Source organism: Bradyrhizobium sp. Ses1, assembly GCF_059512365.1.
In genome coordinates this window covers 1-21,780 of sequence record NZ_JCAMOQ010000081.1, presented here as the reverse complement: position 1 = coordinate 21,780, position 21,780 = coordinate 1, and the positions used below count along the sequence as shown (strand labels likewise).

Here is a 21,780-nt window from a genome sequence, read left to right as displayed (position 1 = left end):
GGCTTTTCACCTTCGCGCACTCGCTCCAACGCCATCATGCGGATTTCTTCCAGGGTTCGATGGTCAAGTTGTCGGCCGTCGCGTTTCATGCCGATAGCATACACCAACGCCGCAACAATGTCGCCTATAGTTCTGACCTATGAGTAATTGACCGGGTACAATTATCTTGGCGCGAGCCCAAGATAGCCAAGATCGTCGACGCCGGCAGAAGGGATGCCGCCAAGTGCTCCTGCCATCGGCGGCATCCCAAAGGTCTGCTTTAGCGGGGAGGGCATGGCTCTGCCGCAAGCTGGGCTGTGGAAACGCCTACCTGGTGGGCGAATCCTCACCCGAGTATCCAGGCCAGAGGCTAGGGTCCAGCGACGGGTTGATACGAACAAAATCCTCTTCTCGCCATTCGGCTGTGTGAGGCACACCTAAGATGGTGAAAGTCGTCGGTGAGTCCTTGCTCGGCATGAGTCCGACACTTCTTAACATGTGCAGCTGATGGTTCGTAGCCGTTTGGGGACAGAAGACCCAGTACTCGTTGGCGCGACGTCCGTTTTCCATGACGAAGTTTCCGAGTTCCAGTGGCGCACCCCCGGTGGACGACGATGGCCCGGCTTGTGATGGCGCGGCATGCGATGGCCCGGCCTGTAACAACCTGGGTTCGAGCTCCTGCCAAACGGGGTCCTTTTCGAAATCGGGGGCTTCCGCCAGCGACTGAGCAGGCGGCTGCTGCGAACTGGGCTGCAGAAACCGTTCGCCGGCGGCCGAGGATGGCTCGGCTTGCGTTGGCCCCGGCTCGAGATCCTGCCAAATCAGATCCTGATCGAAATCTGCGGCTTCCGCCAGCGATTGAGCAATCGGCTGCTGCGAGCTGAGCTGCAGCAAACTTTCGCCGGCGGCCGGTAATTGCCCAGGGGGGACCGCCGCCGGCGTATGCAGATCATCCTCCCAATGTGACGAATAGGGATGCCCGGCATCCAAATATGGCGAATAGGCTTCCCCCTGCGGCACTGGCGACCAAGTAGCATATGGCGGAGCACCATCTTGCAACTCGCTCAGCTGGTGCTCAAAGCCCGTTGGATCCGCGGGCGGTGGTGGTAAGTCGGGCTGTGGGTCCGTGTTCAGTGGGTCGATTGAGTTGAAATCCATCCTGTTCCTCCTTTGACACATGGAGCGGCTCAAGCCCTTCTTCGAAAGGCCACTTGCATCGCGACCGACGGAGAACCGCTTAGAAGACTCGACTTGAGCTGCAGCCTCCAATCTGCCGGCAACAATGGCGCCAGCCAGGTTTGCGGTTATTCCGAGCTCGGGTGCCCCGACGTTGCATGACGGTGGATAGACGGCATCGCCGTCGAGACATCCGCGCTCTCATCTAGGAGAATGAGCTTACGAGAAGCTGACGAGCGTCAGAAGAATTCACAACGAGCCAATGGACACGGCATTGACTTCCGCCGAAAGCTGCCGCGCATTCTCAATTTCATCTCTGGCCTGGCGTAGGCTCGCGCACGTTGCTGTCCTGACGCGGCGCGTCGGAAGAATAGGGGGCTTCCGGTCGTCCATCGCGAACGACCGTGGTTGAGGAGCCACGAAATAACTTCAGCACCGATTCCCGCGGCTGCTTTTCGACGGCAGTGTGGGGCCGCGCCTGCGCCTCCGCTACAAGGCCGTTGAGCGTTTGGTCCAAGAGCGCGATGAAGCGTGGTGGACCAGAAACCAGGACGAGGCCATCTCCTGGTGCCGGTCTCACAAGATAGCGATCGTCGGAGATGTTGAGTGCATCGAGGGCCGCTTTGAATGCATCGAAGCTGATCGGCTTCAACACAAGCAGACGACTTTGCGCCTCATTTGCAGCAGATACATACAGCACGATCCCATCGTAGTACCATTGAAGATTGTAGAGATTGGTCAAACGGTCGAGGAACTCGCGCGGTGGCAGATCTGGCATGCGCCCGCGAATCCGACCCTTCACCTCGGTGCTGACGTTCACTCTGATATTGAGGTTGTTGCCGAATTCCAGCAGTGCGGCAGGCAGGTCCTGATCCAGAACCGTGTAGCTATAAGGTGCCGAAGGCAGCGAGAGCGGAGCCCCAAACGCCGTGAGTACCCCGGTGGAAAGGAAAACTCCTGCACCCGCAACTCGGTTCAAAATGTTCAGGATCGTGCGTTGGCTTAGCATTCCCAAGTCCCTTCGGCCTGAGAACAAGTATTAAGACTTCGCCTAAATTGGAAGCCAAACGTGATCTTTAAAATGGCCTTATGGCTCGCGTGTTCGTCAGCTTGCGGTCAGCTGGCTGCTTTACGGTATTGACCATCAAGTCTTAACAACGGCGTGTCTCATCGGCGCCAAACCAATGACACCTTCGATCATGCTAGGCGCTACGCCGATCTCTCTGAACCCTGCCGACGGTCTGTCCGGGCTCTGCCAGCCGGCAGCCATCGGCCAGCAGAGCCAGTTTCAGCAGACTCTTCTGCATGTCGCTTCGACATCAGACGCTGCCTCCTCAGTCACAGATAGGGCAGCGCCCGGTCCTGCGGTGTCAGAGGTTCAGCGTGCAGCAGTGCAGGCGAGCCCGCCTGGCGAGCGCGTGCTCCAAGCTCTCTCTTCGATGTATCGGAGCAATCCCGTTCCTTCTGCAACGAGCGGCGGTGTGGCCGCCATTTCGAAGACCGTTCAACCTGGGCCGGCCGCTCAGCCGCTTTCGCGGTCGCAGCTAGTCGGGGTGAACCCCGCGGGCGGGCCGGAAGGGGTGCTCGACTTCGACACGATGGTTGCGGGTCTGCGGGACGTTTACAAGGGTGTCGTCGAGGTTTCGCTTGTGTCCAAGAGCACCAGCGCGGTCAGCTCATCTTTGAACAAATTGCTATCGGCGGGCTGAGTTCGTTGACGTCTGGTTTCATCTATGGACAAAACGGCCATGCCCGCCTATCCGGTCGGCGGTTGCGTGTTTTTGCCGTGCTGTCGCTTCTCCTCCCCTTGATTGGCTGTAAGGCCGATCTCTACACCAAAGTGCAGGAGCGCGAGGCCAATGAGATGCTTGCGCTCCTGCTTAGCAAGGGCGTCGATGCGGTCCGTGTTACTGCCAAGGACGGGACCAGCACGATCCAGGTCGAGGAGAGGCAGCTAGCCTATTCGATTGAGCTGCTAAATCTCGAAGGGGTGCCGCGCCACCCTTTCAAGAGCCTCGGCGAGGTGTTCAAAGGATCGGGCCTGGTTGCCTCGCCGATCGAGGAGCGCGCCCGCTACGTTTATGCCCTGAGCGAAGAATTGTCGCGCACGATTAGCGATATCGACGGCGTCATATCCGCGCGTGTCCACGTTGTTTTGCCGAAAAATGATCTGTTGCGCCAGGACACGGTGCCGTCCTCAGCTTCGGTGTTCATTCGACATAACTCCAATGCAAAGCTCTCGCTCCTGCTACCGCAGATCAAGATGCTGGTCGCCAACAGCATCGAGGGCCTATCCTATGACAAGGTGGCGGTGGTCTTTGTGCCGGTCGAGCGGGCTCCGCTTGAACGGCCGGCCCCGCCAGCTGCGTCCGCTCAGTCGACCAAATCCATTTCAGACCCGCTACTTGCTGCCGCTATCGGGGGAGGCGGCGCTGCGCTTGGCCTTCTGTGCTACATATTCCTGGGCTCTCTTATGCATCAGCGCGCCCAGCCGTCGCGCGCGCGATCCAGACTTGGCAACCGTTCGAGCACGCCCGCTATCCCGCCTCCCGGTAAAAAGATCGCTTCCGACAAGGCATAGGAGTGTGCAGATGCCCATGCCGTTGCCATCCGCCGGTTCTCATACGTGGTCCGAATCGCCCTCTGAGGGTCTGCGCGAGCTTGCTGCCTCGACCCATCTGACCCGATTTGCTGCCCGTCTTGACGCGCGGCTGTCGGCTTCGACTTTGGTCCGGCTACAGAAGAGTTCGAGGCTGCAGGTAAGACTTGCTGAAATGCTGCTTGGTAATGAAATGGACGAGAGCAGCAGCAACTGGGGAAAAGATCTTCTGCTCGGCCATGATCCGAATAGGGCTGCTTTGCTTGCCGGCAGTATCTGGCATGCTCGCTCGCTCCTAAAGCTCGTCTCAAAGCAGGATCTCGCAATTCTGCTCGGACGTATCGGGGCAGAAGCGCACGCTTTCGGTATCCGGCATTTTGCCAGCGCGGTCGCAATAACCGCTACTGCTGATCCGGAGCAACTTTCGCAACAGATTGAACACGATGGCCATGCCTGCCTAGGTGCTTGGCTCGACGAAGCCTCGGCACTTGACCGCACGCGCGTGCTGCTACGCTTGCCCATGGGCACTACTGCCGAGAATCCAGCGGCCGAACACCGCAATGCCGCGGGCTCGTTGCTTTCCTTGGTGATAACCCATTTGTCGAGGGAGACGCCACGGCATGACAGCTGATGACCCAGCGCTGCCGGTGGCCCCCCAGATACGTCCGCTCGGGCCACTTATACGGGCTGCCGAGCTCGGGATCTGGTGCGATGCCGTAGAAGCGCGCGCGGTTGCCGAGCGGCAACTGCAACGCGTTCGCCGCTGGGGACGGACAGCTTATGAGCGGGAGCGGGCGCGCGGCCGTGCCGATGGCTTCAAGAGCGGCGCCGAGGAAATGTCTCGGCTGATTGCGCAGGCTGCTTCCGCACTTGCGCAGCGAAAAGCTATTCTGGAGCAGGAGTTGCCGCAGCTCGTCATGGAGATCGTGAGCGATCTGCTGGGCGCGTTTGATCCAGGCGAGATGTTGGTGAGGACCGTTCGCCATGCGATCGAGCAGAAATATGGTAGCGCGGAAGTGTGCCTTCATGTCTCTCCTCTGAAAGCCGATGCGCTGGCGCGCGAGTTCGCTGCCTGCGATGGACGGGAGGGCCGGCCGAAAGTGCGGATTGATCTGGATCCGGCTTTAACGACGGAGCAGTGCGTGTTGTGGAGCGAATTTGGCAATGTCGATCTTGGAGTAGCCGCGCAGCTCCGGGCTCTGCGCCTTGGCCTGGGTTTGCCTTCAAAGGAGGACGAACCATGACCACATCAGCGACCCATGCGACCGGAGAGAGGAATCTGCACGCCGCGCTATCGTCTCTGAAATCTACAGCAAAGCATATCGACACGCGTGCTGTACGAGGGCGGATTACACGGGCGGTCGGCACCTTGCTCCATGCCGTCTTGCCAGAGGCGCGTATAGGGGACCTTTGCCTGTTGCAGGATCCCCGCACCGGATGGTCGCTCGAGGCCGAGGTGATCGGCCTATTGCAAGATGGGGTATTGCTCACTCCTATTGGTGACATGGCGGGCTTATCCAGCCGAGCAGAAGTGGTCGCGACCGGGCGAATGCATGAAGTTCCGGCCGGCCCCGATTTGCTTGGCCGGGTGATCGACAGCTTCGGCCGTCCGATCGACGGAAAGGGTCCGATCAACGCCGCTCAAACTCGTCCGCTGCGCGGTAAGGCTCCCAACCCAATGACAAGGCGCGGTATCGAGCGACCGTTCCCACTCGGCGTCCGTGTCTTGGATGGGCTTCTGACATGTGGCGAAGGGCAGCGGATCGGCATCTACGGAGACCCAGGGTGCGGTAAGTCGACGCTCCTGTCGCAGATCGTAAAAGGCGCGGCTGCCGACGCCACTGTAGTCGCGTTGATCGGCGAGCGCGGTCGTGAAGTGCGGGAATTCATCGAGCAGCACCTTGGTGAGGCAGCGCTTCGCCGCACCGTCGTTGTCGTTGAGACCTCCGACCGCTCGGCAATGGAACGAGCGCAATGCGCTCACATGGCGACAGCACTCGCCGAATATTTTCGTGATGAAGGACTTCGCGTCGTCCTGATGATGGATTCATTGACGCGCTTTAGCCGCGCCATGCGCGAAATCGGCCTTGCGGCAGGAGAGCCGCCGACGCGGCGCGGCTTTCCGCCGTCGGTTTTTGCGATGCTTCCTGGCCTCTTAGAGCGTGCCGGCATGGGCGAGCGAGGCTCAATCACGGCCTTCTATACCGTGCTTGTCGAAGGCGACGGCTCGGGTGATCCAATCGCCGAAGAGTCGCGAGGCATTCTTGATGGCCATGTTGTTCTCTCACGCCTTTTGGCTGCGCGCGAGCATTTTCCCGCTATTGACGTGTTGTCAAGCCGCAGCCGCGTGATGAATGCGGTCGTCTCTGCGTCGCATCGCAAGGCGGCTTCCTTCTTCCGTGATCTGCTCTCGCGCTACGCCGAGGCCGAGTTCTTGGTGAAGGTTGGCGAATATAAGCAAGGCAGTGATCCTCTGACAGACCGGGCAATCAATTCGATAGAGGAGTTGCGGAAATTCCTGCGTCAGGGCGGAGACGAGGCGTCAAGCTTTGAGGAGACGGTCACATGGATGTCACGTCTGACCGCGTGAACCGTGTCCATGCCTCGAAATTGCGGCTAGTGAAGGATATGAGACAGCGGAGCGCCCTTCGTGAGGTGTCCAACTTGGAGGCCAAGCGCCGCACCGCGGTCCAAGCGGTGGAACAAGCTGTCCAGGATCTTGCAACGGCCGAGAAAAACCGAGCGGTGCTCGAAGTGGAGCTTTACCGAGAGCTGGCATCGTTTGATTCGCTATCTGTCGAAGAGCTCGATCGTCGCTGTCACATCGTCATTGGACGGCTCAAAGCTGAGGTCGCAGGAGCACGCCGAACGCTTGAGGAAGCGCGCGCCGCTCAAGAGCAGGCCGAGAAGGCGGTCTTCGAGGCGCGGACCATTTTGACCAAGTGCTCGGCGGCGAGTCACAAATGGCAGCAAATTGAAGGCGACGTTCAGCGCGCCAGTGATGCCCATTCGGAGGCGGAAGCCGAAATAGAGGCCGATGATGAGATTTTGCTTCGGTATCGCAGTGGTTCGCGTACCCACACGGCTAGCGACTGAATCTGATGGCGTCTTCTCTTATGCTAGCGAAAGCGCCTCGTCTTGTAGACGGGCCTGCGAACATGGCTCCGGGCGAACAATCGGGATTTAAACCGGGGCTAACCCTGTCCCGTGCCGTCGTCTCCTGGCTCAACGAGATCGCTGCCGCCCGCAAGCCTCTGCAAAGCCGCCTCGGCGATAAGCCGCTATCCGTGCGGATGGAACGGCTTGTCTGGGAGGCGGAGCCGTGTGCCGTATCGATGCTCGACTGCGTTTGGGCCATCGGACATGAAACGATCATCTTATCGTTGCCCCGTCCGGTTGTAGAAGGGCTGATCGCGACAGTGCAGAGTGGGCTTGGCCTACCTTCCGAGCCAACTCGTTCGCTCCTCGTCGAACTTGCACTCGATCCGTTGCTCGATCAGCTAGACTGTCTGACACAACAAAGCTTGCAGCTGATCTGTTTGAGCGAAGCAACAGCTCGGGGTCCTTATCTGGAGCTCGAAATCACCTACGGCCCATTCAAAGGCAAAGCGCACCTGTTCCTGTTCTCACCTCTCGATGGTTCAGTTCCACGCGCGTTTCGGGCGTTAGGCGGACTGCTCAGTCAATTGCCGCGAGAGGCACGCCAGCTTCCCCCAGAATTGCCTGTCATCGTTAAGGGAGAGATCGGTTCGCTCCGCGCTACGGTCGCGCTGCTAGGGAAGGCAAATGCAGGAGACGCTCTATTGCCGGACGTAATACCCTTCGCCCGCGGCCAAGCCATCCTCAACGCGGGAACCTTATGGGCCCCGGCACATATTGCAGAGGACCGCTTGATCGTGCGGGGGGCATTCCGTCTCCAACCACATCCCCTGGAGTATGCACATATGATGACCCAATCGGAAAAAACTCGGCCGCCCTCTGAAAACGATCTCGACAACATCGAGATCACGCTGGTTTTCGAATGCGGCCGCTGGACTGTCGCACTCGGGGCCTTGAGAAATATCAGCGAAGGACATGTGTTCGAACTTGGCCGGCCGTTCGACGGACCGGTCGATATCCTTGCCAACGGCCACCGCATCGGCCGCGGCGACATCGTACGCATCGGCGAGGAGCTCGGCATCCGGCTGCGCGGCAAGTTGGCGGTCAATGACTGACATTCAACCGGGAATTCTTGGACTCCTTGCGCTCACAGCCGGCCTTGGCCTGCTCGCGTTCGTTGTCGTAACAAGCACAGCGTTTATAAAGGTATCCGTCGTGCTCTTCCTCGTTCGCAACGCGCTCGGGACTCAATCTATCCCACCGAACCTCGTTCTATATGGCGCGGCACTGATCCTGACGGTTTTCATTGGCGCTCCGGTGATTGAACAGACCTATAATCGCATTTCTGCGCCACAACTCCGCTACCAAACGGTCGATGATTGGGTGAGCGCCGCAAAGGAGGGGCAGGAGCCGCTGCGCGATTATCTCAAGAAGTTCACCGCTGACGAGCAGCGCCGGTTCTTCCTGGCTTCAACCGAACAGGTCTGGCCCGAGGACATGCGCGGCAACGTGAGCGCCGATGATTTGGTCATTCTGGTGCCATCTTTTCTAATTTCAGAACTCAAGCGTGGCTTCGAAATTGGTTTTCTTCTCTATCTGCCCTTTATCACCATAGATCTGATCGTGACGACCATCTTGATGGCCATGGGTATGTCGATGGTTTCGCCGACGGTGATATCCGTGCCTTTCAAGCTGTTTCTATTCGTCTCAATCGACGGCTGGTCACGGCTCATGCACGGGCTGGTGCTCAGTTACACAACTCCGGGAGGCTAAGCATGGATGAGGCGAGCATTCTCACTCATATGAGCCGGTCACTTGTGCTATTCATGATCTGGGTTCTCCCACCGCTCATCGCTGCGGTCGTTGTCGGCCTGGTTGTCGGCATCATCCAAGCGGCAACGCAGCTTCAGGATCAAACCTTGCCACTGACTGTGAAGCTTCTTGTCGTTGTCGCGGTGATCGCGTTGTTCTCTCCGGTGCTCAGCGCCGCGTTGATCAAGGAAGCAGAGCAGGCATTTACCGACTTTCCCGCACTCACGGCAAGCATTAGCCGACGGTAGATGAACCTTCCTTCACCCGCCGAGACGCAAGCTCTGATCCAGGAGGCGATCGAGCTCGTCCTTGCAGGCGGCCTCGCAGCAGCCCGGGCCCTTGGCATTATGCTGGTCCTTCCTGTATTTACGCAGCCGCGCATTAGCGGGCTGGTCCGTGGCTGCGTGACCTTTGCGATGGGACTGCCATGCCTGTTGCAGATCAGACACGGCTTGCAGTCGCTGGATCAGGGCTCCCGGCTGATCAGTGTCACGCTCCTCGGTTTGAAAGAGGTGTTCGTCGGCCTGCTCATCGGCCTTTTGCTCAGTATTCCGCTATGGAGCATCCAAGCAGTGGGTGAGCTCATCGATACCCAACGGGGAATTACGAACCCTGTTGCTTCCGATGATCCCGCGACACGCGGCCAAGCTTCGGCGACAGCGGTGTTACTCGGTACCACCGCGATTGCGATTTTCGTTCTAGCCGGGGGATTGGAGAATGTGATTACGGGCCTTTATGGCAGTTATCTGATCTGGCCCGTGTATCGGCTGATGCCTAGTCTAACCGCGCAAGGCGCGATGGAATGTCTGCGGCTTCTCGATCACATCATGCATACGACGCTACTGGTCTCTGGCCCGGTGTTGGCATTCCTGCTGCTGCTTGATGTATCGGTGATGATACTTGGGCGGTTTGCACCGCAAATCAAACTGAACGACGTCTCTCCCACCATGAAGAACCTGGCCTATGGGATCATCATGGTAAGTTACGCCACCTTCCTCGTCGAATATATGGGATCGGAGATCAGTCAGTCCAACACCGTGCTCAAGTTGTTCGAGAAGCTCCTGAAATGAGTGGCTCGAGCGAAGAGAAGAAGCTCCCTCCTACTCCCAAGAAGCTAAAAGATGCCCGCAAGAAAGGGCAGAGCCCGCGCAGCGCCGATTTGGTCAGCGCAGTCAGCGTTTGCGCCGGTTTCGGCTGCCTCTGGTTAAGAGCGGCCCCCATCGAGACCAAGTGGCATGAAACGATGCAGCTCATCGACAAACTGCAGGCTCAGCCGTTCATTAGCGCGGTCCAGCAGGCGCTGGGCGGCTTGATCGAACTATTTTTTTCGGCCGTTGCTCCATTCCTCGGGGCCGGTGTTGCCGCTGGTATTCTAGCGGGAGTCTTGGCCAATGGTGGATTAAACGTCTCTTTCGAGTCCTTAAAGCCGAAATTCGAGAAATTGGATCCCATCAAGGGGCTCAAGCGGATTGCGTCTAAGCGGTCGCTCATTGAACTTTTCAAGTCGCTTCTTAAGGTGGGCATTCTTGGCGCAAGCTTTCTGCTCACGGTTGTCGCTAGTTGGAAGGCGCTGGTGTACTTGCCGGTCTGCGGTATGGGGTGTCTCAGTTTCGTGTTCACTGAGATCAAATTGCTGACGGAAATTGCTGCCGGTGCTTTTCTGATCGGCGGATTGGCAGATCTCCTTATCCAGCGCTGGTTGTTCTTGCAGGACATGCGCATGACGGAGACCGAGGCCAAGCGCGAATCGAAGGAACAGCAGGGCAATCCGCAGGTCAAACGCGAACACCGTCGCCTTCGTCAGGAGACAGCGAACGAGCCTCCACTTGGCGTCCATCGTGCCACATTGATACTGACAGGGCAGGCGATCTTGATTGGCCTCCGCTACGTTCGTGGCGAGACCGGCGTGCCGATCGTGGTTTGCCGTGGTGAGGGCGAACTTGCCTCACGATTGCTTGCTGAGGCGCAGTCGCTGCACCTCAGCATTGTCCAGGACCCGGCCCTGGCGCGTCAGCTCATCCGGAGTGCGAAGCTGGGCAACCCTGTTCCTTCGAAGTGCTTCGAAGGGGTTGCGAAAGCACTCTATTCCGCCGGGCTTGTCTAGATATCGCGTATGGCAGAAATCATTGCGCCATCCGACGTGCACTATCGAGGCGACTGTACATCCCTCGTCGCCGGTGACGCGGCTTCTGGCGACGCCCTGTTGCCAATTCCAGCTTCCATGTCGCTCTTGTTGCGCTGTCCCATGGACCCATATGTGGCAACAGGAACGGCGGCACGATCGCCTGTTGTTGCCATGACAGCTCTATTGTCCAGCAGGTCGCCCGGATCGTTGACCATGACTCCCAGATTGTTGCGGATTGAGCAGCCAAGGGTTTGGTCGAACGAATTGTCGTTGACTGAAGGAGCAATGATGGCAAGCGACGGACAGACGGGAGGACGCGCTTCATAGACAGTAGCCTGGATTCGCACCGCGAAGCCAAGAGGCCGGTCGAGGCGAGGGCCGAACAGGCGGATGTTGTAAGGGGCAAGGCCCATTGCGCGAGCCTCGCTGGCTACCTGCGCGGCGAGCCGGGGCGAGCCGATGATATCGAGATGGAGCGCATCAAACCGACCGCGACTGTTGGTGGCAATGAACTCTCTCAGTCGATACCGCTCGAGCCCACGGAGGCTCTGCAGCACCAAGACGCTGTTCTGCTGCTGCACCATAGTTGCTTGTTCAGCCGGAAAGGTGTTGATCGTAGCAGTGCTTGTGCAGCCGCCTAGGCTCGTCATCAGAACGAACAGATGCGGCAGGGCTCGTACAGTCATTCGACGATCCTCATTCGATAATAAAACCGGCGCCGCCTGTCGCGCCTGGTACACTGGTACGCGGAGCGTCGCGGCCCCGCGGCGGACTTGCCAACGTGTTCGTTAAGATGCGCCCCATATCTGAGGGTGGTCCGATGCGGTCGGTCGGGGCGCTCATCCGGTTCGCGTTGGATGCGGGCCGCACGATGTAAGGAGTGACAATAATAACGAGCTCCGTCTCCTGCTTTTGAAAGGACGAAGAGCGAAACAGCGCACCGAGAATGGGCACGTCGCCCAACCAGGGAAAAGTACTGATATCCGTGCTGAAGTTACGCCTGATTAGCCCGCCTATTGCAAAGCTTTGTCCGCTCCCAAGCTCGATAACGGTCTCCGCCCGCCTTGTAGAGAGGGCAGGCACGGCCATACCGTTCACTTTGACCTCACCTTCTTTCGAAATCTCGCTGACCTCAGGCTTCACGCGGAGATTGATTTGATTGTTGTTAAGAACGGTCGGCACGAACTCGAGGCTCACTCCAAAGTGACGAAATTGGATCGAAACCTGTCGGTTGTCCTGCATGACCGGAATTGGGAATTCGCCGCCGGCCAGGAAGCTCGCGGACTCACCGGACATTGCGGTAAGATTCGGTTCAGCGAGTACGGAAGCGAGGTGCTCGCTGGCTAGCGCGTCGAGAACAGCGCCGACGTTGATATTACCAGCGCTGAGGCCGATCCCTACCTTGCCGCCGCCGCTCGCCGTGCCGGAAGCAGCACCTTTGCCGCTGCTAAAGCCGAAAACGAAAGTGCCATTCTGGCCCAAAGCGGAGAGGTTGATGCCGAGCTCCTTCATAGCGCTGCGGGAGACTTCCGCCACGCGCACGCTCAGATTGACCTGTAACGACCCGGCGACTTGAATCTTATTGACGACCAGCGCACCCGCACCGAGAAACTGCTCTGTAATCCTCACGGCAGTGGCGACGACATCGGCATTGGGAGCCATACCGTTAAGGATCGCGCCACGCGGGGTATAGCTGACTTGGATCGGATAATCGCCGACCTGGGCCTTGAGCATGGCACGCAGATCCTCGATCGGCTGTGTTACGACGACACGAAACTCGGCGAGAGCCTCCCCGTTTTCGTTCAAAGCGAACAGGCTGGTCCGTCCGGACTTCTTGCCAAAGACGAAGATGGTCGTGTTCGACGGCGCCTGATAATCCGCGATCGTCGGGTCGGCAACGAAGATGCTCGCGGCCGGCCCGGGCAGATGAATTGTCTTGCCGAGCGAGGAGGAAAGGTCCAGCGTCCCATTAATGCTGCTAGGAGCCGCATGCGGCGGCCCCTCTCTAGCATCCCGCGTCGTCTGAGCTGCGGCAGTTAGTGGTGATAGGAAAGCGACCGCGCACAGGAGGTGGGAAAGAGAAGGATAAACGACAGACCACAGGGCACTGGCGACGATCGAGCGTCGATCGCTGCCACCCTCATTATTAAGAGCGATCTTCAAGGGAGTCTTTGCTTTCAACTTCGATCGACTAGGCGGCCGATGCCGCGCTATTCAATTCAAGGATATAACCGATGCCGCGTGCGGTCGTGATCCGTAGGGTCGCACCCGACTGACTCAAATGACCGCGTAAGCGATAGATCGCGACTTCAAGCGCATTGGTCGAGACCTCGTTGTCAAACGCATAGAGGCTATCCTCTAGCGACAGCCGCGGCACGGCACGGCCAGCGCGGCTGAGGAGATGCTCAAGAATGCACAATTCGCGGCGCGCAATCCTGAGCGGCCGACCACCAACTGAAGCTTGCCGGGCGATCGGATCGAACTTCAGATTGCCAAATGTGACCACGGGGGCTGTCATTTGTGTTGACCGCCTCAGAATGGCTCGCATCCGGGCGATGAGTTCATCAGTAGATACAGGCTTGGGTAGGAAATCGTCTGCACCACCATTGAAAATGGCGATCCGTCTACCGAGGTCATTGAGGCTGCTCATCATTATTGCAGGCATCAAATGTCCGTCGCGTCTCAACCGCTTCAGCCAGTCCAAGCCGTTTCCATCTGGTAGAGCCAACTCGAGCAGGAGAATGTCGTACTTAGCGTAGCCCAGGGCGGTCGCCGCATCATCCAGAGTGGGTGCCAGATCAACGGCGAAACCGCAATCCGAGAGCGCGCTTTGGACAGCGCGCGCTAGGTCCTCATCATGATCAACCACTAGCGTTCGCATTTCATTGCCCCTTCTCAAGTCATGCCAAAACTACCGAGCAGATCACCGTCGATGATGAAGCCGAGCGAAACTGAGTTGTCCCGAGTCAACGTAAACGTCCGGAAACGCGATCGATGAAGAAGAGCAATGTTGCCAACGGCCGGCCTCACTCGGCACCTTGCCTGCCGATCAGAAATTTCGGCCGTCTGCTGTGGATCGCATGCGCGCTTGGCAACTCTTAGCGTGGTGTTGATGGCGGGAGGCTGGCTGGAATGAGTCAAAGCATCGAGGGCGGTGGCAGCACCCTGCCGCAACTGCGCGCCAATCGCGGCAATGCTTCCGGTCATTGGTCGGGCGATGGCCTCGCCAGCAGGCGCAGCTGAACGCAAAGCACCAGAGCGAATGGCTGGATTTGCATCCGAACTGATACGAGACATCAACATTTTGAGCTCCCCGTGTTGGCCAGAGTCTGCGGTGAGGCTAGCTATGCCGTCGACCCTTTTCGCTTAGTCATGACAAAATGGAACTTCGAACGCGTGCAGGAGCCTCGCGTCCCGCAGCCGGCCGCTCTTTCAGAAGCCACTAACGCGGGACGAACTAACCAATGCGCCCCCAGCTAGGAAAACACGCCTCGGTCGGGCGGTGACGTATTTGGGGAGGGCCAGAATTCTCGACCTGCAGCCAGATCCGACGCGGCGCCCAGGCGGCAGGGCACACCAAATAGTGACGAGTCCGTTCCCGTAGAGGCGTTGTCAGACATGTGATCTGGCTGGTTCCGCCGCCTGCATTCCACCTCTGGCGATGAACGCCGGCGGATGTCGAGGTTGCACAGAGCTTCGTTGCCCGCCCGGCAACAGGGACGCGAAGACAGCGGGTCCTGCTCTCTAGCTCCTGCTGTTGTAGCCTCAACTGAGCCGGCGCTGGTAGCGTGTCATGCGCATAGGCTACGTTGCCAACGCGGGTGCGGGTGGACTGATCGATGAGCGTGAGGGAGTCGAGCGGCGCGAACCTAGGGTTTGGAGACATTCGCAATTCTTGCTACCTGTCATAAAGTGTTGTCGCGACGCATTGTCGCGACTCGTGTCGGAAACCCTACAATCTGACGTTACGTGCGATTCAAGTCCCTTATCGAGTTCGTTGATGAATATCTTTAAAGCTCGCAGGGCCCGCTGAGCCGGCCAGCACAAAAATTTGGAGAAAAAGCAACGCGATGCCTCAGAACAGCAAGGCATTTTCGGGGAGCCAGAGGGCTCTCAATAGTGCCGAGAGTCGCCTTTAGTTGTCATCTGGACGGAACCCCGACGCTGTCATAATGCGCGATAGCTTCAGTACGGCTCATTCCAGAGCCGCAATTGCGAGATGAATATGAATAACTTTTGCGATCATCATGTTGCGTCCTACAACCTCAGCAACAACATCGCGCGCGCCAATTCATTTCAATTCGCTCCAAACTTGGGCATAAGGGCAAGCCTCGGGCTGCATCAATTGCTGATGCTTGAAAGGCCGAGCCCATTTGTTCGACATCTCTGCAGTCGCATACGCTGACCGCCATCGGCGCACCGACGCAATGAAGAACCCGTGCGCATCGCACTGATGCGCAGTGCGTTCGGCCAGCCTCTGCAGGCTCTCCAATGCCGGACCGAGCCTCGCCGCTGGCAGGCTATCGGTCTGCTGGTGGAGGGCTGAGAATTCGAGCGGCTCGACGTTACAGGTCTGAGACATTTCGCAACCTATCTGTCAGGTAGTGTCGCGCCCTGCGTCGGAATCCCTACAATTGGCTGCGTACATTCAAGTCCTTCCGGGCTCGTTGCGATCCTAAGGCTCGCAGGCCTCTTGATGAACCCGATGGTAGAAGACTTGGAGAGAAGGGACTACGAGGTCTCGAAGCAGCAAGTGTTGCGCGAGCCCAGGGCATTCACTTCCGATCAGATTCACAGTTCATCCTCTGTTAGGACGACGGAGCCCCCGGTTGCTCAATTCGCGCTCGGGCGAGGAGGGCACGAGCTGAAAACCGACGCCATTGTCGATCGTAGCAAGCGCCCCGAGGCGGGCGACAGCCTTCGATAGATCCCCGCAATCTACTCACCCGTATCGGCGGGCAGTGCGCAAAGCCCATTTCTTCCTTGAGGCGTGTTCCGATCAGCTTGCGGCCAAGCCGGACCCTGTCGGCGTGGCGGTAAGTCCCAGGTCTGCCAGCACATCGAGCAGCCGCTCGAGTGCTGCGCGGACCTCGGCACCAAGTAAGTTGAATTTTGCCTTTGCCATTTCCTTTTATCCAAACGCTTATGCCGTCATCGCGCAGGCCGCTTCCCATAGGCGCCCGTGGCGCGAGCAAGCCTATGCCAGTGGCTGGACGGTGGACACTTCCCCGGTTCGCTGCCCCGTTGCCCCGAGGTTGCAGCCCAAGCGCGTTCCTCAGCCAGCTTCAGGATAAATACGAACACGGGAGCCGCCGTCCGTCTCCTGCAGCTCGGCCCTGTAAGGCACGCCGCGGATGTTGATATATGTCGGGCGCCCGACTTCCGGCATCCGGCGCTCCCCCTCTAGTACACGAACAAGGTAAGTCGGAAGCCAGCGTTCGCGGTGCTGCCACCCCCCGCGGATAAGAAACCCAAGATCCGCAACGGGCTGACGGGATGGCCCAGCTTCATTCATCGGCCTCGCGCGAGGATGATGGATGAGACGAACGTCCCTGCGCCCTGCCGGCCCAAACGTGGCCGAGTAATGCTCGCCGTTGATCGCGAACCGGCTTGGGCCGAACTGGTTCGGCAGGAGATTGATGTTACTCAGTACGTCGATCAGGACCTCTGAGGCCGGTTGCGAGCCGTGGCGCCAGCCCTCGCCGACGATAGGTCCGATATCCAGTAGATCCTGAGGGGCCCCTGATGGCCCGACGAACGACGTTGGTCTGGCGAAGTCAGGCGCCGGCGCAGAGTGAGCATCGTCCCGCAATTGATACGGTGTGGGTGGATTCAGGTTAACCAGTGGCTCTAGACCGCCGTAGATGTCTGATGACGGGGCTCTGGCAGAGGATGGCTCGGGTTCTTGCATCTGCTCCCTAAACCAATCCCAAGCTCGCGCGCTCGGGGTGGCCGGCGTTGCGGGAAGTCCTTGCGACGGGCTGGGCTGTGGGCTATGGCGCAGTGTGAGCGTGGATGACGCGGGTTCTTGCATCGCCTCTCTAAACCAATCCCAAGCGCCCGCGCTCGGAGTGGCCGGTGTTGCCGGAAGCGACGGGCTGGGCTGCGGGCCCTGGTGCGGTGTGAACGAGGATGACGCGGGTTCTTGCATCTGCTCCCTAAACCAATCCCAAGCGCCCGCGCTCGGGGTGGCTGGCGTCGCCGGAAGCTCCTGCGGCGAAGCGTTCTGCCGAGCGCCTTCCCCGGCGAGGGGACGCGCGTGCTCAGGAGGAGGCAACCCTAGCGCTCTGTTCGCCTCGAGGACTTGTTGGTATCGCCGAAGCCTGAGCAAATCGGCATTGATTTTGGTATCCTCGGTTTGCTGCCTGTACTGTTCAACATCTCGGGTCAGCCCATCGTCATTGAGTCGGCCAGCCATGGCCCCCTTGTCGCGCGTTTGCAGCCAATCACTCAGCCTGTAAAGGCGGCGTGCGTGTCGATCGACAGTCTCCGGCTCAATCCTGTGTGTCGCCTTTTCCGCGCTGGCCCACATGTCGATGAGGGTTGCGTCTGCGGGATAAGGAACAAGGCGGCGGATATCGGCTGACAACGTTCTTCCGGCGCCGACGTCGCGGAGCTTTTTCAATGCCGCTTTGATGCGCCTGCTGCGATCATTCGCATAGGTTTCCACATCGTCATCCAAGCCAGCTTCCAACTCGGGGTTGCCAATTCGATCCGCGATTGATGGCCTCCCGTTCTGGCTAAGGCGAGCGCTCAAATGGCGCAGATCGGCTATCGCGTTTTTGATGGTGCCGTCGCCCAGTGGTTTGGTGCCGTCGTCCTGGGTGACACTGGCTTTGCTTTTGAAGTCCTCAAACAGCGCCTCGTCCTCCTCAGGGACCCCGCGTGTTCGGCCGGGCTGCTTGGCGTAATCCACGCGAAACTTCGTTGAAAGGATCTCTTGCCGAGCCGTGGAGCCAGACGGCTTTTCGCCGTGGCTCGCCCCAAACGCCTTTCCAACCCCTGATTTGATACGCGACCACAGTCCGCGATTTTTCCTGTTCTTCGTCTCAGTCGCGGGCTGCTCCTCAGATGGCAGGGTATAACGCGTACTGCTGAACAGATCATCCCGCAAATTGGACCGCGGCGATACTTGGGCCGAAGCTCGAAAGTTAGCGCGGGGGAGGTCCACGCTGTGGCGCGTGCTGCTGAACGAGTTGTCCCTCAAGCGCGAGTGTGGCGGCATCCGCATTGAACCGCCGAGGGCACCGCGCCGGAGTCCTTCACCGCCTTCTGCGGGACCCTCATGAGGCGAACTAGACTTTGCGGAGTTCTCATCAGACGAATTGAGCTGCAACTCGTCCATTTGCTGTTCAAAGCTTGCTTGCGGGCTCGTGGTGCCCGATTGCTGCCCCACCTGCGGCTGCTGATAGTACGCTTGCGCGAATCCTTCCACATCAAAATCAAACAGGTTGAAATTGTTATTCGTTCGCTCCATGGCACCTCACATCACATAGCAAAGCTCGTATCTGGCGCACGGCAAGGTGATTGAGTGAAAGCGATGGAACTTTCGGCCGAGAATCCGGCTGCCGAAGCCTGAAACCAGCACACAATCACCATCATTTGCCGCGGCCGAGACCGCCGCCAACGCCTCCGATTACTCCGAGATCAAGCACTCCGATGTTCATTCCTTCATGATAGCTGGCGTCGCCGTCTAGATATCGAGGTTCTCATCCTAAGAGAGTTAGCTGTTAAGAAGCTGACGAGTGTCAGAAGGTCACAATGTGAAAATGGCGCCGGCGTTGTTTCTCAAGAAATATGCGGTGCACGTGTCACGTGATTTTCGTTCAAGCCACGTATAAGGCCGTCCCGACACGGCACGTCGGATCAATACGAGCCTTCCCGTGGCACATCGTGAATAACCATGATCGAGCTAGATCAATCATGGCCTCTCGATCAAGCGCTAGGCTCGATCGGGAGGCACGCCGCTCCCAGTTTAAGCACGCCTCCTGCGCTACGCGCCCATCGGTACTGTCCGAACTATCCTGATAGCGGGCACACAACCTCGCAGAGCTGGCTCCGGTTGTCTGAACAGATTTTCCGCGTCGATAAGTGAAGCCCTCTGCCAAGGTTAAGCTGCCACGTGGAGAGGCAGCACATGGCCGGAAGAGGCGGTGTGCCACCGTGCGATAGCGGACATCGCCAGAGAGCTACAACGCGAAGGCGTCCAATCTCGATACCCACAAAGGGTCGCAGCAAGGCACCAGGGATACACTGGATCAATGGAAGGCCGAGGGGCTCGAGCCGCGCCTGCGAACGATCAGCAATGAGGTTGCACACGCCAAAGACGTCCGCCATTGGGGAGCAGAGAGCGGATTCCAAGTAGCGCAAGCACACCGTCTTTTGGCCGCGAGGTGCCGAGCTAGGAATGCCCGAGATCACCAAGTCGATGAGTTAAAGTCGCACGCCGAAACTATGGCTGCCCTCTGTTCGCGGCTGATTGCGCTTCCTGATGGGCTGCAAATTCACCATCGGCCCGGCCGCTTGTACCCAGCTTCGGCCGTCTTCATCGACCCGACCACTTACTGGGCTCGATCGGACTGAGACGCCGAGCGATCCCGGGTCGTGAGGTCGCCATGAGGACGATGATCCTCGAGCAGGCATTCGAGTTCGGCACGAGGCCGACGCTCGCTCTTGAGGCACGTGTTGTCGTGTTCAGCCCTGTCTGTGTTGAACACTTTCCAGAGCGCGGCGCCAAGCGGCTAAAAGCGTCTGCGGGCGCGACGCGAAGCACATGCCTCCTCTCTCTCTCTGGCCTTGCACAGAAGGTCTTGTGGCACGCCGATTGCTGGGAGACGAGAAGCCGTTACGACAACCGCGGGATCGCAGTCAGACGCCCGGGAGTTTAGGTGAGCTTGCTCGTTGATCCAAATCAATGCCATGGACGAATGCACTGTTGACTGCGGTCACTCCAATTCCCGCTCTACCGCCTCCGCGGTGGATACTCCTGTCGTTCGACCAGCAGCGGCATTGGTTCCTACGGCGTCTGAGCGTCGGCACCGAAATCTCTCGCATCCAATGAGCCTTCGGCGAGCTGGGCGAGCCTGCTCTTCAGCCGGCCTTGTTGGAATGGTCGCGCATGAGGCGCTGCGCACTACGTCCGTGCGGGCGGCGAGTCGTTCCGGCAGATCGGGCAGGTGGAGGTGAGAAGAGAGCTCCGATAGGTACCCATGAGTTTTGAACCAACAGGACGGAGTACCTGCTGTCCCAGCCAACTGCGTTAGCGTGATGCTGCGCGGCGCCCCGGCAAATTTGAGGCGGTTTAAACCGTCATGCCCAGGAGAAAACGGATGAAGCTTGGATTATTTTATGAACACCAGTTGCCGCAGCCTTGGGAGGAGGGCAGCGAGCGAAAATTGTTCAAAGATGCGCTGGAGCAGATCGAACTGGCCGATCAGCTCGGTTTCGATCACATGTGGGAGGTTGAGCATCACTTCCTCGAGGAATACTCCCACTCATCCGCGCCCGAGGTCTTTCTGGGGGCGGTTTCCCAGCGTACAAAGACCATCCGCATTGGTCATGGCATATGCCTGTCTTCCCCGAACTACAACCATCCGGCACGGGTGGCGGAGCGCCTGGCCACACTCGATCTGGTCTCTGGGGGGCGCCTCGAGTGGGGGACCGGAGAGTCCGCCTCGCTGATCGAGATGCATGGCTTTGGAATCGAGCCCGAGCAAAAAACTGCCATGTGGCGGGAAGGGGTCGAGCAGACCGCCAATATGATGACGATGTGCCCGTATCCAGGGTGCGATGGACAATTCTTCACAATGCCGACCCGTAACATCGTGCCAAAGCCGGTCCAGAAGCCGCATCCCCCGATCTGGATGGCGTGTTCCCGGCGCGAGAGTATCCTGCGTGCCGCGCGTCACGGGGTAGGGGCGCTGGTTTTTGGCTTTGTGGAGGCGTCGCAAGCGAAAGTTTGGCGCGACGAGTATTATCAGATCATCAAGTCCGACGAATGCGTGCCGATTGGGCATTCGGTAAACGCCAATATCGCCACTCTCAACGGTATGATGGTTCATGAAAACGCCGAAGAAGCTATGCGTCGAGGACTCGATGGATTCAAGTTCTTCGGTTATTCGATCGCGCATTATGCGGTATATGGCGAACATCGTCCTGGGCGCACGAATTTGTGGCGGCGCTTCCAAGCGATCAAGGACGACATGAAGGAGACACCAGGCTCAGGCAGCATCGGACAGCCCAACACTGTTCGCGAGCATCTCATGGGGTATGCCGATGTTGGTATCGACCAGATGATCTTTATCCAGCAGTGCGGCATGAATAAGCACGAGCATATCTGTCAGGCACTCGAGCTGTTTGCCAAAGAGGTCATGCCTGCTTTGAAAGAACGTGAAGACGAGCGCGCCCGACGTAAAGAAGAGGAGCTGGCACCCTACGTAGAGGCCGCACTTGCCCGCAAGCCACCAATTCCCGAGCTGAGCGAGTCGGACATTCCGAATGTCGAGGCGATTGGCATCGTGCTCGAGCGTTCTACAGGTAAGGACTACGTCTCGGCGGGTGGCACCTACGCGGACCCGACCCGCGGAGGCGCCATTCCGATGGCTTCACGCGAGTCCTTCGCCAGGTCGGCCAAGGTCGACTGACAGCGAAGGGCACGATCGAATGTGGCCGAGTTCATGGTCCGAGCGCGCTAGTGGCCCGCAGCGGCCGAGGAAAATCGGCAGCGCATCGTTCACAGTCCGAAGAAGCTTATGTGCTGGCACACGCCAAGCGGCTCACCGACTCCCGAACAAGCCGCCCACACATAGGTGCAACGGCGTGCACGGCCATTCCTTTAGGATCGAGGTGCAACTCGATTGACCAGCGGATCCTAGTACCCACTTTTCTTGGATCGTGAGTCGTGATTCAAGATCTGGATGATACCCGAAGCAAGAGAAGTCCACCTTTCGCGGAAAGATCGCAAGGTGCTTGAGGCGTGCTGTCGCTCCCC

The 21,780-nt window shown here is 58.8% G+C and carries 21 protein-coding genes; 13 read left to right on the top strand and 8 right to left on the bottom strand.

Going from position 1 to position 21,780, the window contains the following annotated elements:
- Positions 1 to 306 precede the first annotated feature (306 nt).
- Positions 307 to 1,137 (bottom strand): hypothetical protein, encoded by an 831-nt coding sequence (locus AC5ZG5_RS43235; protein WP_456646735.1) that lies wholly within the window; start codon positions 1,135 to 1,137, stop codon positions 307 to 309.
- 328 nt (positions 1,138 to 1,465) lie between these two features.
- Positions 1,466 to 2,164 (bottom strand): secretin N-terminal domain-containing protein, encoded by a 699-nt coding sequence (locus AC5ZG5_RS43230; protein WP_456646734.1) that lies wholly within the window; start codon positions 2,162 to 2,164, stop codon positions 1,466 to 1,468.
- A gap of 175 nt (positions 2,165 to 2,339) precedes the next feature.
- On the opposite strand from AC5ZG5_RS43230, the gene AC5ZG5_RS43225 reads away from it, so the two are divergent.
- The 11 genes from AC5ZG5_RS43225 (at position 2,340) to AC5ZG5_RS43175 (ending at position 10,769) form a co-directional block, all read left to right on the top strand.
- Complete coding sequence (locus AC5ZG5_RS43225) at positions 2,340 to 2,864, top strand: nodulation protein NolB (RefSeq protein WP_456646733.1); 525 nt, start codon at positions 2,340 to 2,342, stop codon at positions 2,862 to 2,864.
- 20 nt (positions 2,865 to 2,884) lie between these two features.
- On the top strand, positions 2,885 to 3,736 hold the full coding sequence (sctJ, locus tag AC5ZG5_RS43220; protein ID WP_456646736.1) for a type III secretion system inner membrane ring lipoprotein SctJ: 852 nt from the start codon (positions 2,885 to 2,887) through the stop codon (positions 3,734 to 3,736).
- Between the two features lie 10 nt (positions 3,737 to 3,746).
- Positions 3,747 to 4,385, top strand: coding sequence for a nodulation protein NolU (locus AC5ZG5_RS43215; RefSeq protein ID WP_456646732.1), 639 nt, complete (start codon positions 3,747 to 3,749; stop codon positions 4,383 to 4,385).
- Positions 4,375 to 4,998: a type III secretion system stator protein SctL gene (gene sctL / locus AC5ZG5_RS43210; protein ID WP_456646731.1), complete on the top strand. Its 624-nt coding sequence runs from the start codon at positions 4,375 to 4,377 to the stop codon at positions 4,996 to 4,998. Before AC5ZG5_RS43215 ends, sctL begins: the two co-directional genes overlap by 11 nt.
- Entirely contained in the window at positions 4,995 to 6,344 is a 1,350-nt protein-coding gene (sctN, locus tag AC5ZG5_RS43205) for a type III secretion system ATPase SctN (protein ID WP_456646730.1), read from the top strand. Before sctL ends, sctN begins: the two co-directional genes overlap by 4 nt.
- Positions 6,320 to 6,850, top strand: coding sequence for a type III secretion system stalk subunit SctO (gene sctO / locus AC5ZG5_RS43200; RefSeq protein WP_456646729.1), 531 nt, complete (start codon positions 6,320 to 6,322; stop codon positions 6,848 to 6,850). Before sctN ends, sctO begins: the two co-directional genes overlap by 25 nt.
- A 62-nt stretch (positions 6,851 to 6,912) precedes the next feature.
- Positions 6,913 to 7,968, top strand: a complete 1,056-nt coding sequence (gene sctQ, locus AC5ZG5_RS43195; RefSeq protein ID WP_456646728.1) for a type III secretion system cytoplasmic ring protein SctQ — start codon at positions 6,913 to 6,915, stop codon at positions 7,966 to 7,968.
- The gene (gene sctR / locus AC5ZG5_RS43190; protein WP_028168816.1) at positions 7,961 to 8,626 is read left to right on the top strand and encodes a type III secretion system export apparatus subunit SctR; all 666 of its coding nucleotides are present in this window, start codon (positions 7,961 to 7,963) and stop codon (positions 8,624 to 8,626) included. Before sctQ ends, sctR begins: the two co-directional genes overlap by 8 nt.
- Positions 8,627 to 8,628: 2 nt before the next feature.
- Positions 8,629 to 8,913, top strand: a complete 285-nt coding sequence (locus tag AC5ZG5_RS43185) for an EscS/YscS/HrcS family type III secretion system export apparatus protein (protein WP_028168817.1) — start codon at positions 8,629 to 8,631, stop codon at positions 8,911 to 8,913.
- Entirely contained in the window at positions 8,914 to 9,735 is an 822-nt protein-coding gene (gene sctT / locus AC5ZG5_RS43180; protein WP_456646727.1) for a type III secretion system export apparatus subunit SctT, read from the top strand.
- Positions 9,732 to 10,769: an EscU/YscU/HrcU family type III secretion system export apparatus switch protein gene (locus AC5ZG5_RS43175; protein WP_456646726.1), complete on the top strand. Its 1,038-nt coding sequence runs from the start codon at positions 9,732 to 9,734 to the stop codon at positions 10,767 to 10,769. Before sctT ends, AC5ZG5_RS43175 begins: the two co-directional genes overlap by 4 nt.
- Positions 10,770 to 10,810: 41 nt before the next feature.
- On the opposite strand, the gene AC5ZG5_RS43170 is transcribed toward AC5ZG5_RS43175, so the two are convergent.
- The 6 genes from AC5ZG5_RS43170 to AC5ZG5_RS43145 form a co-directional block, all read right to left on the bottom strand.
- On the bottom strand, positions 10,811 to 11,476 hold the full coding sequence (locus tag AC5ZG5_RS43170) for a CpaD family pilus assembly lipoprotein (RefSeq protein ID WP_456646725.1): 666 nt from the start codon (positions 11,474 to 11,476) through the stop codon (positions 10,811 to 10,813).
- 10 nt (positions 11,477 to 11,486) lie between these two features.
- Positions 11,487 to 12,953, bottom strand: coding sequence for a type II and III secretion system protein family protein (locus AC5ZG5_RS43165; RefSeq protein WP_456646724.1), 1,467 nt, complete (start codon positions 12,951 to 12,953; stop codon positions 11,487 to 11,489).
- A gap of 28 nt (positions 12,954 to 12,981) precedes the next feature.
- On the bottom strand, positions 12,982 to 13,671 hold the full coding sequence (locus AC5ZG5_RS43160; RefSeq protein ID WP_456646723.1) for a response regulator transcription factor: 690 nt from the start codon (positions 13,669 to 13,671) through the stop codon (positions 12,982 to 12,984).
- Positions 13,672 to 13,685: 14 nt separating this feature from the next.
- Positions 13,686 to 14,093, bottom strand: coding sequence for a hypothetical protein (locus tag AC5ZG5_RS43155; RefSeq protein WP_456646722.1), 408 nt, complete (start codon positions 14,091 to 14,093; stop codon positions 13,686 to 13,688).
- 1,696 nt (positions 14,094 to 15,789) lie between these two features.
- The gene (locus tag AC5ZG5_RS43150) at positions 15,790 to 15,915 is read right to left on the bottom strand and encodes a hypothetical protein (protein WP_283813353.1); all 126 of its coding nucleotides are present in this window, start codon (positions 15,913 to 15,915) and stop codon (positions 15,790 to 15,792) included.
- 150 nt (positions 15,916 to 16,065) lie between these two features.
- Positions 16,066 to 18,267 (bottom strand): hypothetical protein, encoded by a 2,202-nt coding sequence (locus AC5ZG5_RS43145; RefSeq protein ID WP_456646721.1) that lies wholly within the window; start codon positions 18,265 to 18,267, stop codon positions 16,066 to 16,068.
- 1,852 nt (positions 18,268 to 20,119) lie between these two features.
- On the opposite strand from AC5ZG5_RS43145, the gene AC5ZG5_RS43140 reads away from it, so the two are divergent.
- Entirely contained in the window at positions 20,120 to 21,433 is a 1,314-nt protein-coding gene (locus AC5ZG5_RS43140; RefSeq protein ID WP_456646720.1) for an LLM class flavin-dependent oxidoreductase, read from the top strand.
- Between the two features lie 19 nt (positions 21,434 to 21,452).
- Positions 21,453 to 21,650: a 6-carboxytetrahydropterin synthase gene (locus AC5ZG5_RS43135; protein ID WP_456646719.1), complete on the top strand. Its 198-nt coding sequence runs from the start codon at positions 21,453 to 21,455 to the stop codon at positions 21,648 to 21,650.
- Positions 21,651 to 21,780 lie beyond the last annotated feature (130 nt).

Excerpts from the sequence above, each read along its gene's own strand:
- AC5ZG5_RS43235 (WP_456646735.1), bottom strand. The coding sequence starts at position 1,137 with ATGGATTTCAACTCAATCGACCCACTGAACACGGACCCACAGCCCGAC.
- AC5ZG5_RS43230 (WP_456646734.1), bottom strand. The coding sequence starts at position 2,164 with ATGCTAAGCCAACGCACGATCCTGAACATTTTGAACCGAGTTGCGGGT.
- AC5ZG5_RS43225 (WP_456646733.1), top strand. The coding sequence starts at position 2,340 with ATGACACCTTCGATCATGCTAGGCGCTACGCCGATCTCTCTGAACCCT.
- AC5ZG5_RS43215 (WP_456646732.1), top strand. The coding sequence starts at position 3,747 with ATGCCCATGCCGTTGCCATCCGCCGGTTCTCATACGTGGTCCGAATCG.
- sctL (WP_456646731.1), top strand. The coding sequence starts at position 4,375 with ATGACAGCTGATGACCCAGCGCTGCCGGTGGCCCCCCAGATACGTCCG.
- sctN (WP_456646730.1), top strand. The coding sequence starts at position 4,995 with ATGACCACATCAGCGACCCATGCGACCGGAGAGAGGAATCTGCACGCC.
- sctO (WP_456646729.1), top strand. The coding sequence starts at position 6,320 with ATGGATGTCACGTCTGACCGCGTGAACCGTGTCCATGCCTCGAAATTG.
- sctQ (WP_456646728.1), top strand. The coding sequence starts at position 6,913 with ATGGCTCCGGGCGAACAATCGGGATTTAAACCGGGGCTAACCCTGTCC.
- sctR (WP_028168816.1), top strand. The coding sequence starts at position 7,961 with ATGACTGACATTCAACCGGGAATTCTTGGACTCCTTGCGCTCACAGCC.
- AC5ZG5_RS43185 (WP_028168817.1), top strand. The coding sequence starts at position 8,629 with ATGGATGAGGCGAGCATTCTCACTCATATGAGCCGGTCACTTGTGCTA.
- sctT (WP_456646727.1), top strand. The coding sequence starts at position 8,914 with ATGAACCTTCCTTCACCCGCCGAGACGCAAGCTCTGATCCAGGAGGCG.
- AC5ZG5_RS43175 (WP_456646726.1), top strand. The coding sequence starts at position 9,732 with ATGAGTGGCTCGAGCGAAGAGAAGAAGCTCCCTCCTACTCCCAAGAAG.
- AC5ZG5_RS43170 (WP_456646725.1), bottom strand. The coding sequence starts at position 11,476 with ATGACTGTACGAGCCCTGCCGCATCTGTTCGTTCTGATGACGAGCCTA.
- AC5ZG5_RS43160 (WP_456646723.1), bottom strand. The coding sequence starts at position 13,671 with ATGCGAACGCTAGTGGTTGATCATGATGAGGACCTAGCGCGCGCTGTC.
- AC5ZG5_RS43155 (WP_456646722.1), bottom strand. The coding sequence starts at position 14,093 with ATGTTGATGTCTCGTATCAGTTCGGATGCAAATCCAGCCATTCGCTCT.
- AC5ZG5_RS43150 (WP_283813353.1), bottom strand. The coding sequence starts at position 15,915 with ATGGCAAAGGCAAAATTCAACTTACTTGGTGCCGAGGTCCGCGCAGCA.
- AC5ZG5_RS43145 (WP_456646721.1), bottom strand. The coding sequence starts at position 18,267 with ATGGAGCGAACGAATAACAATTTCAACCTGTTTGATTTTGATGTGGAA.
- AC5ZG5_RS43140 (WP_456646720.1), top strand. The coding sequence starts at position 20,120 with ATGAAGCTTGGATTATTTTATGAACACCAGTTGCCGCAGCCTTGGGAG.
- AC5ZG5_RS43135 (WP_456646719.1), top strand. The coding sequence starts at position 21,453 with ATGTGGCCGAGTTCATGGTCCGAGCGCGCTAGTGGCCCGCAGCGGCCG.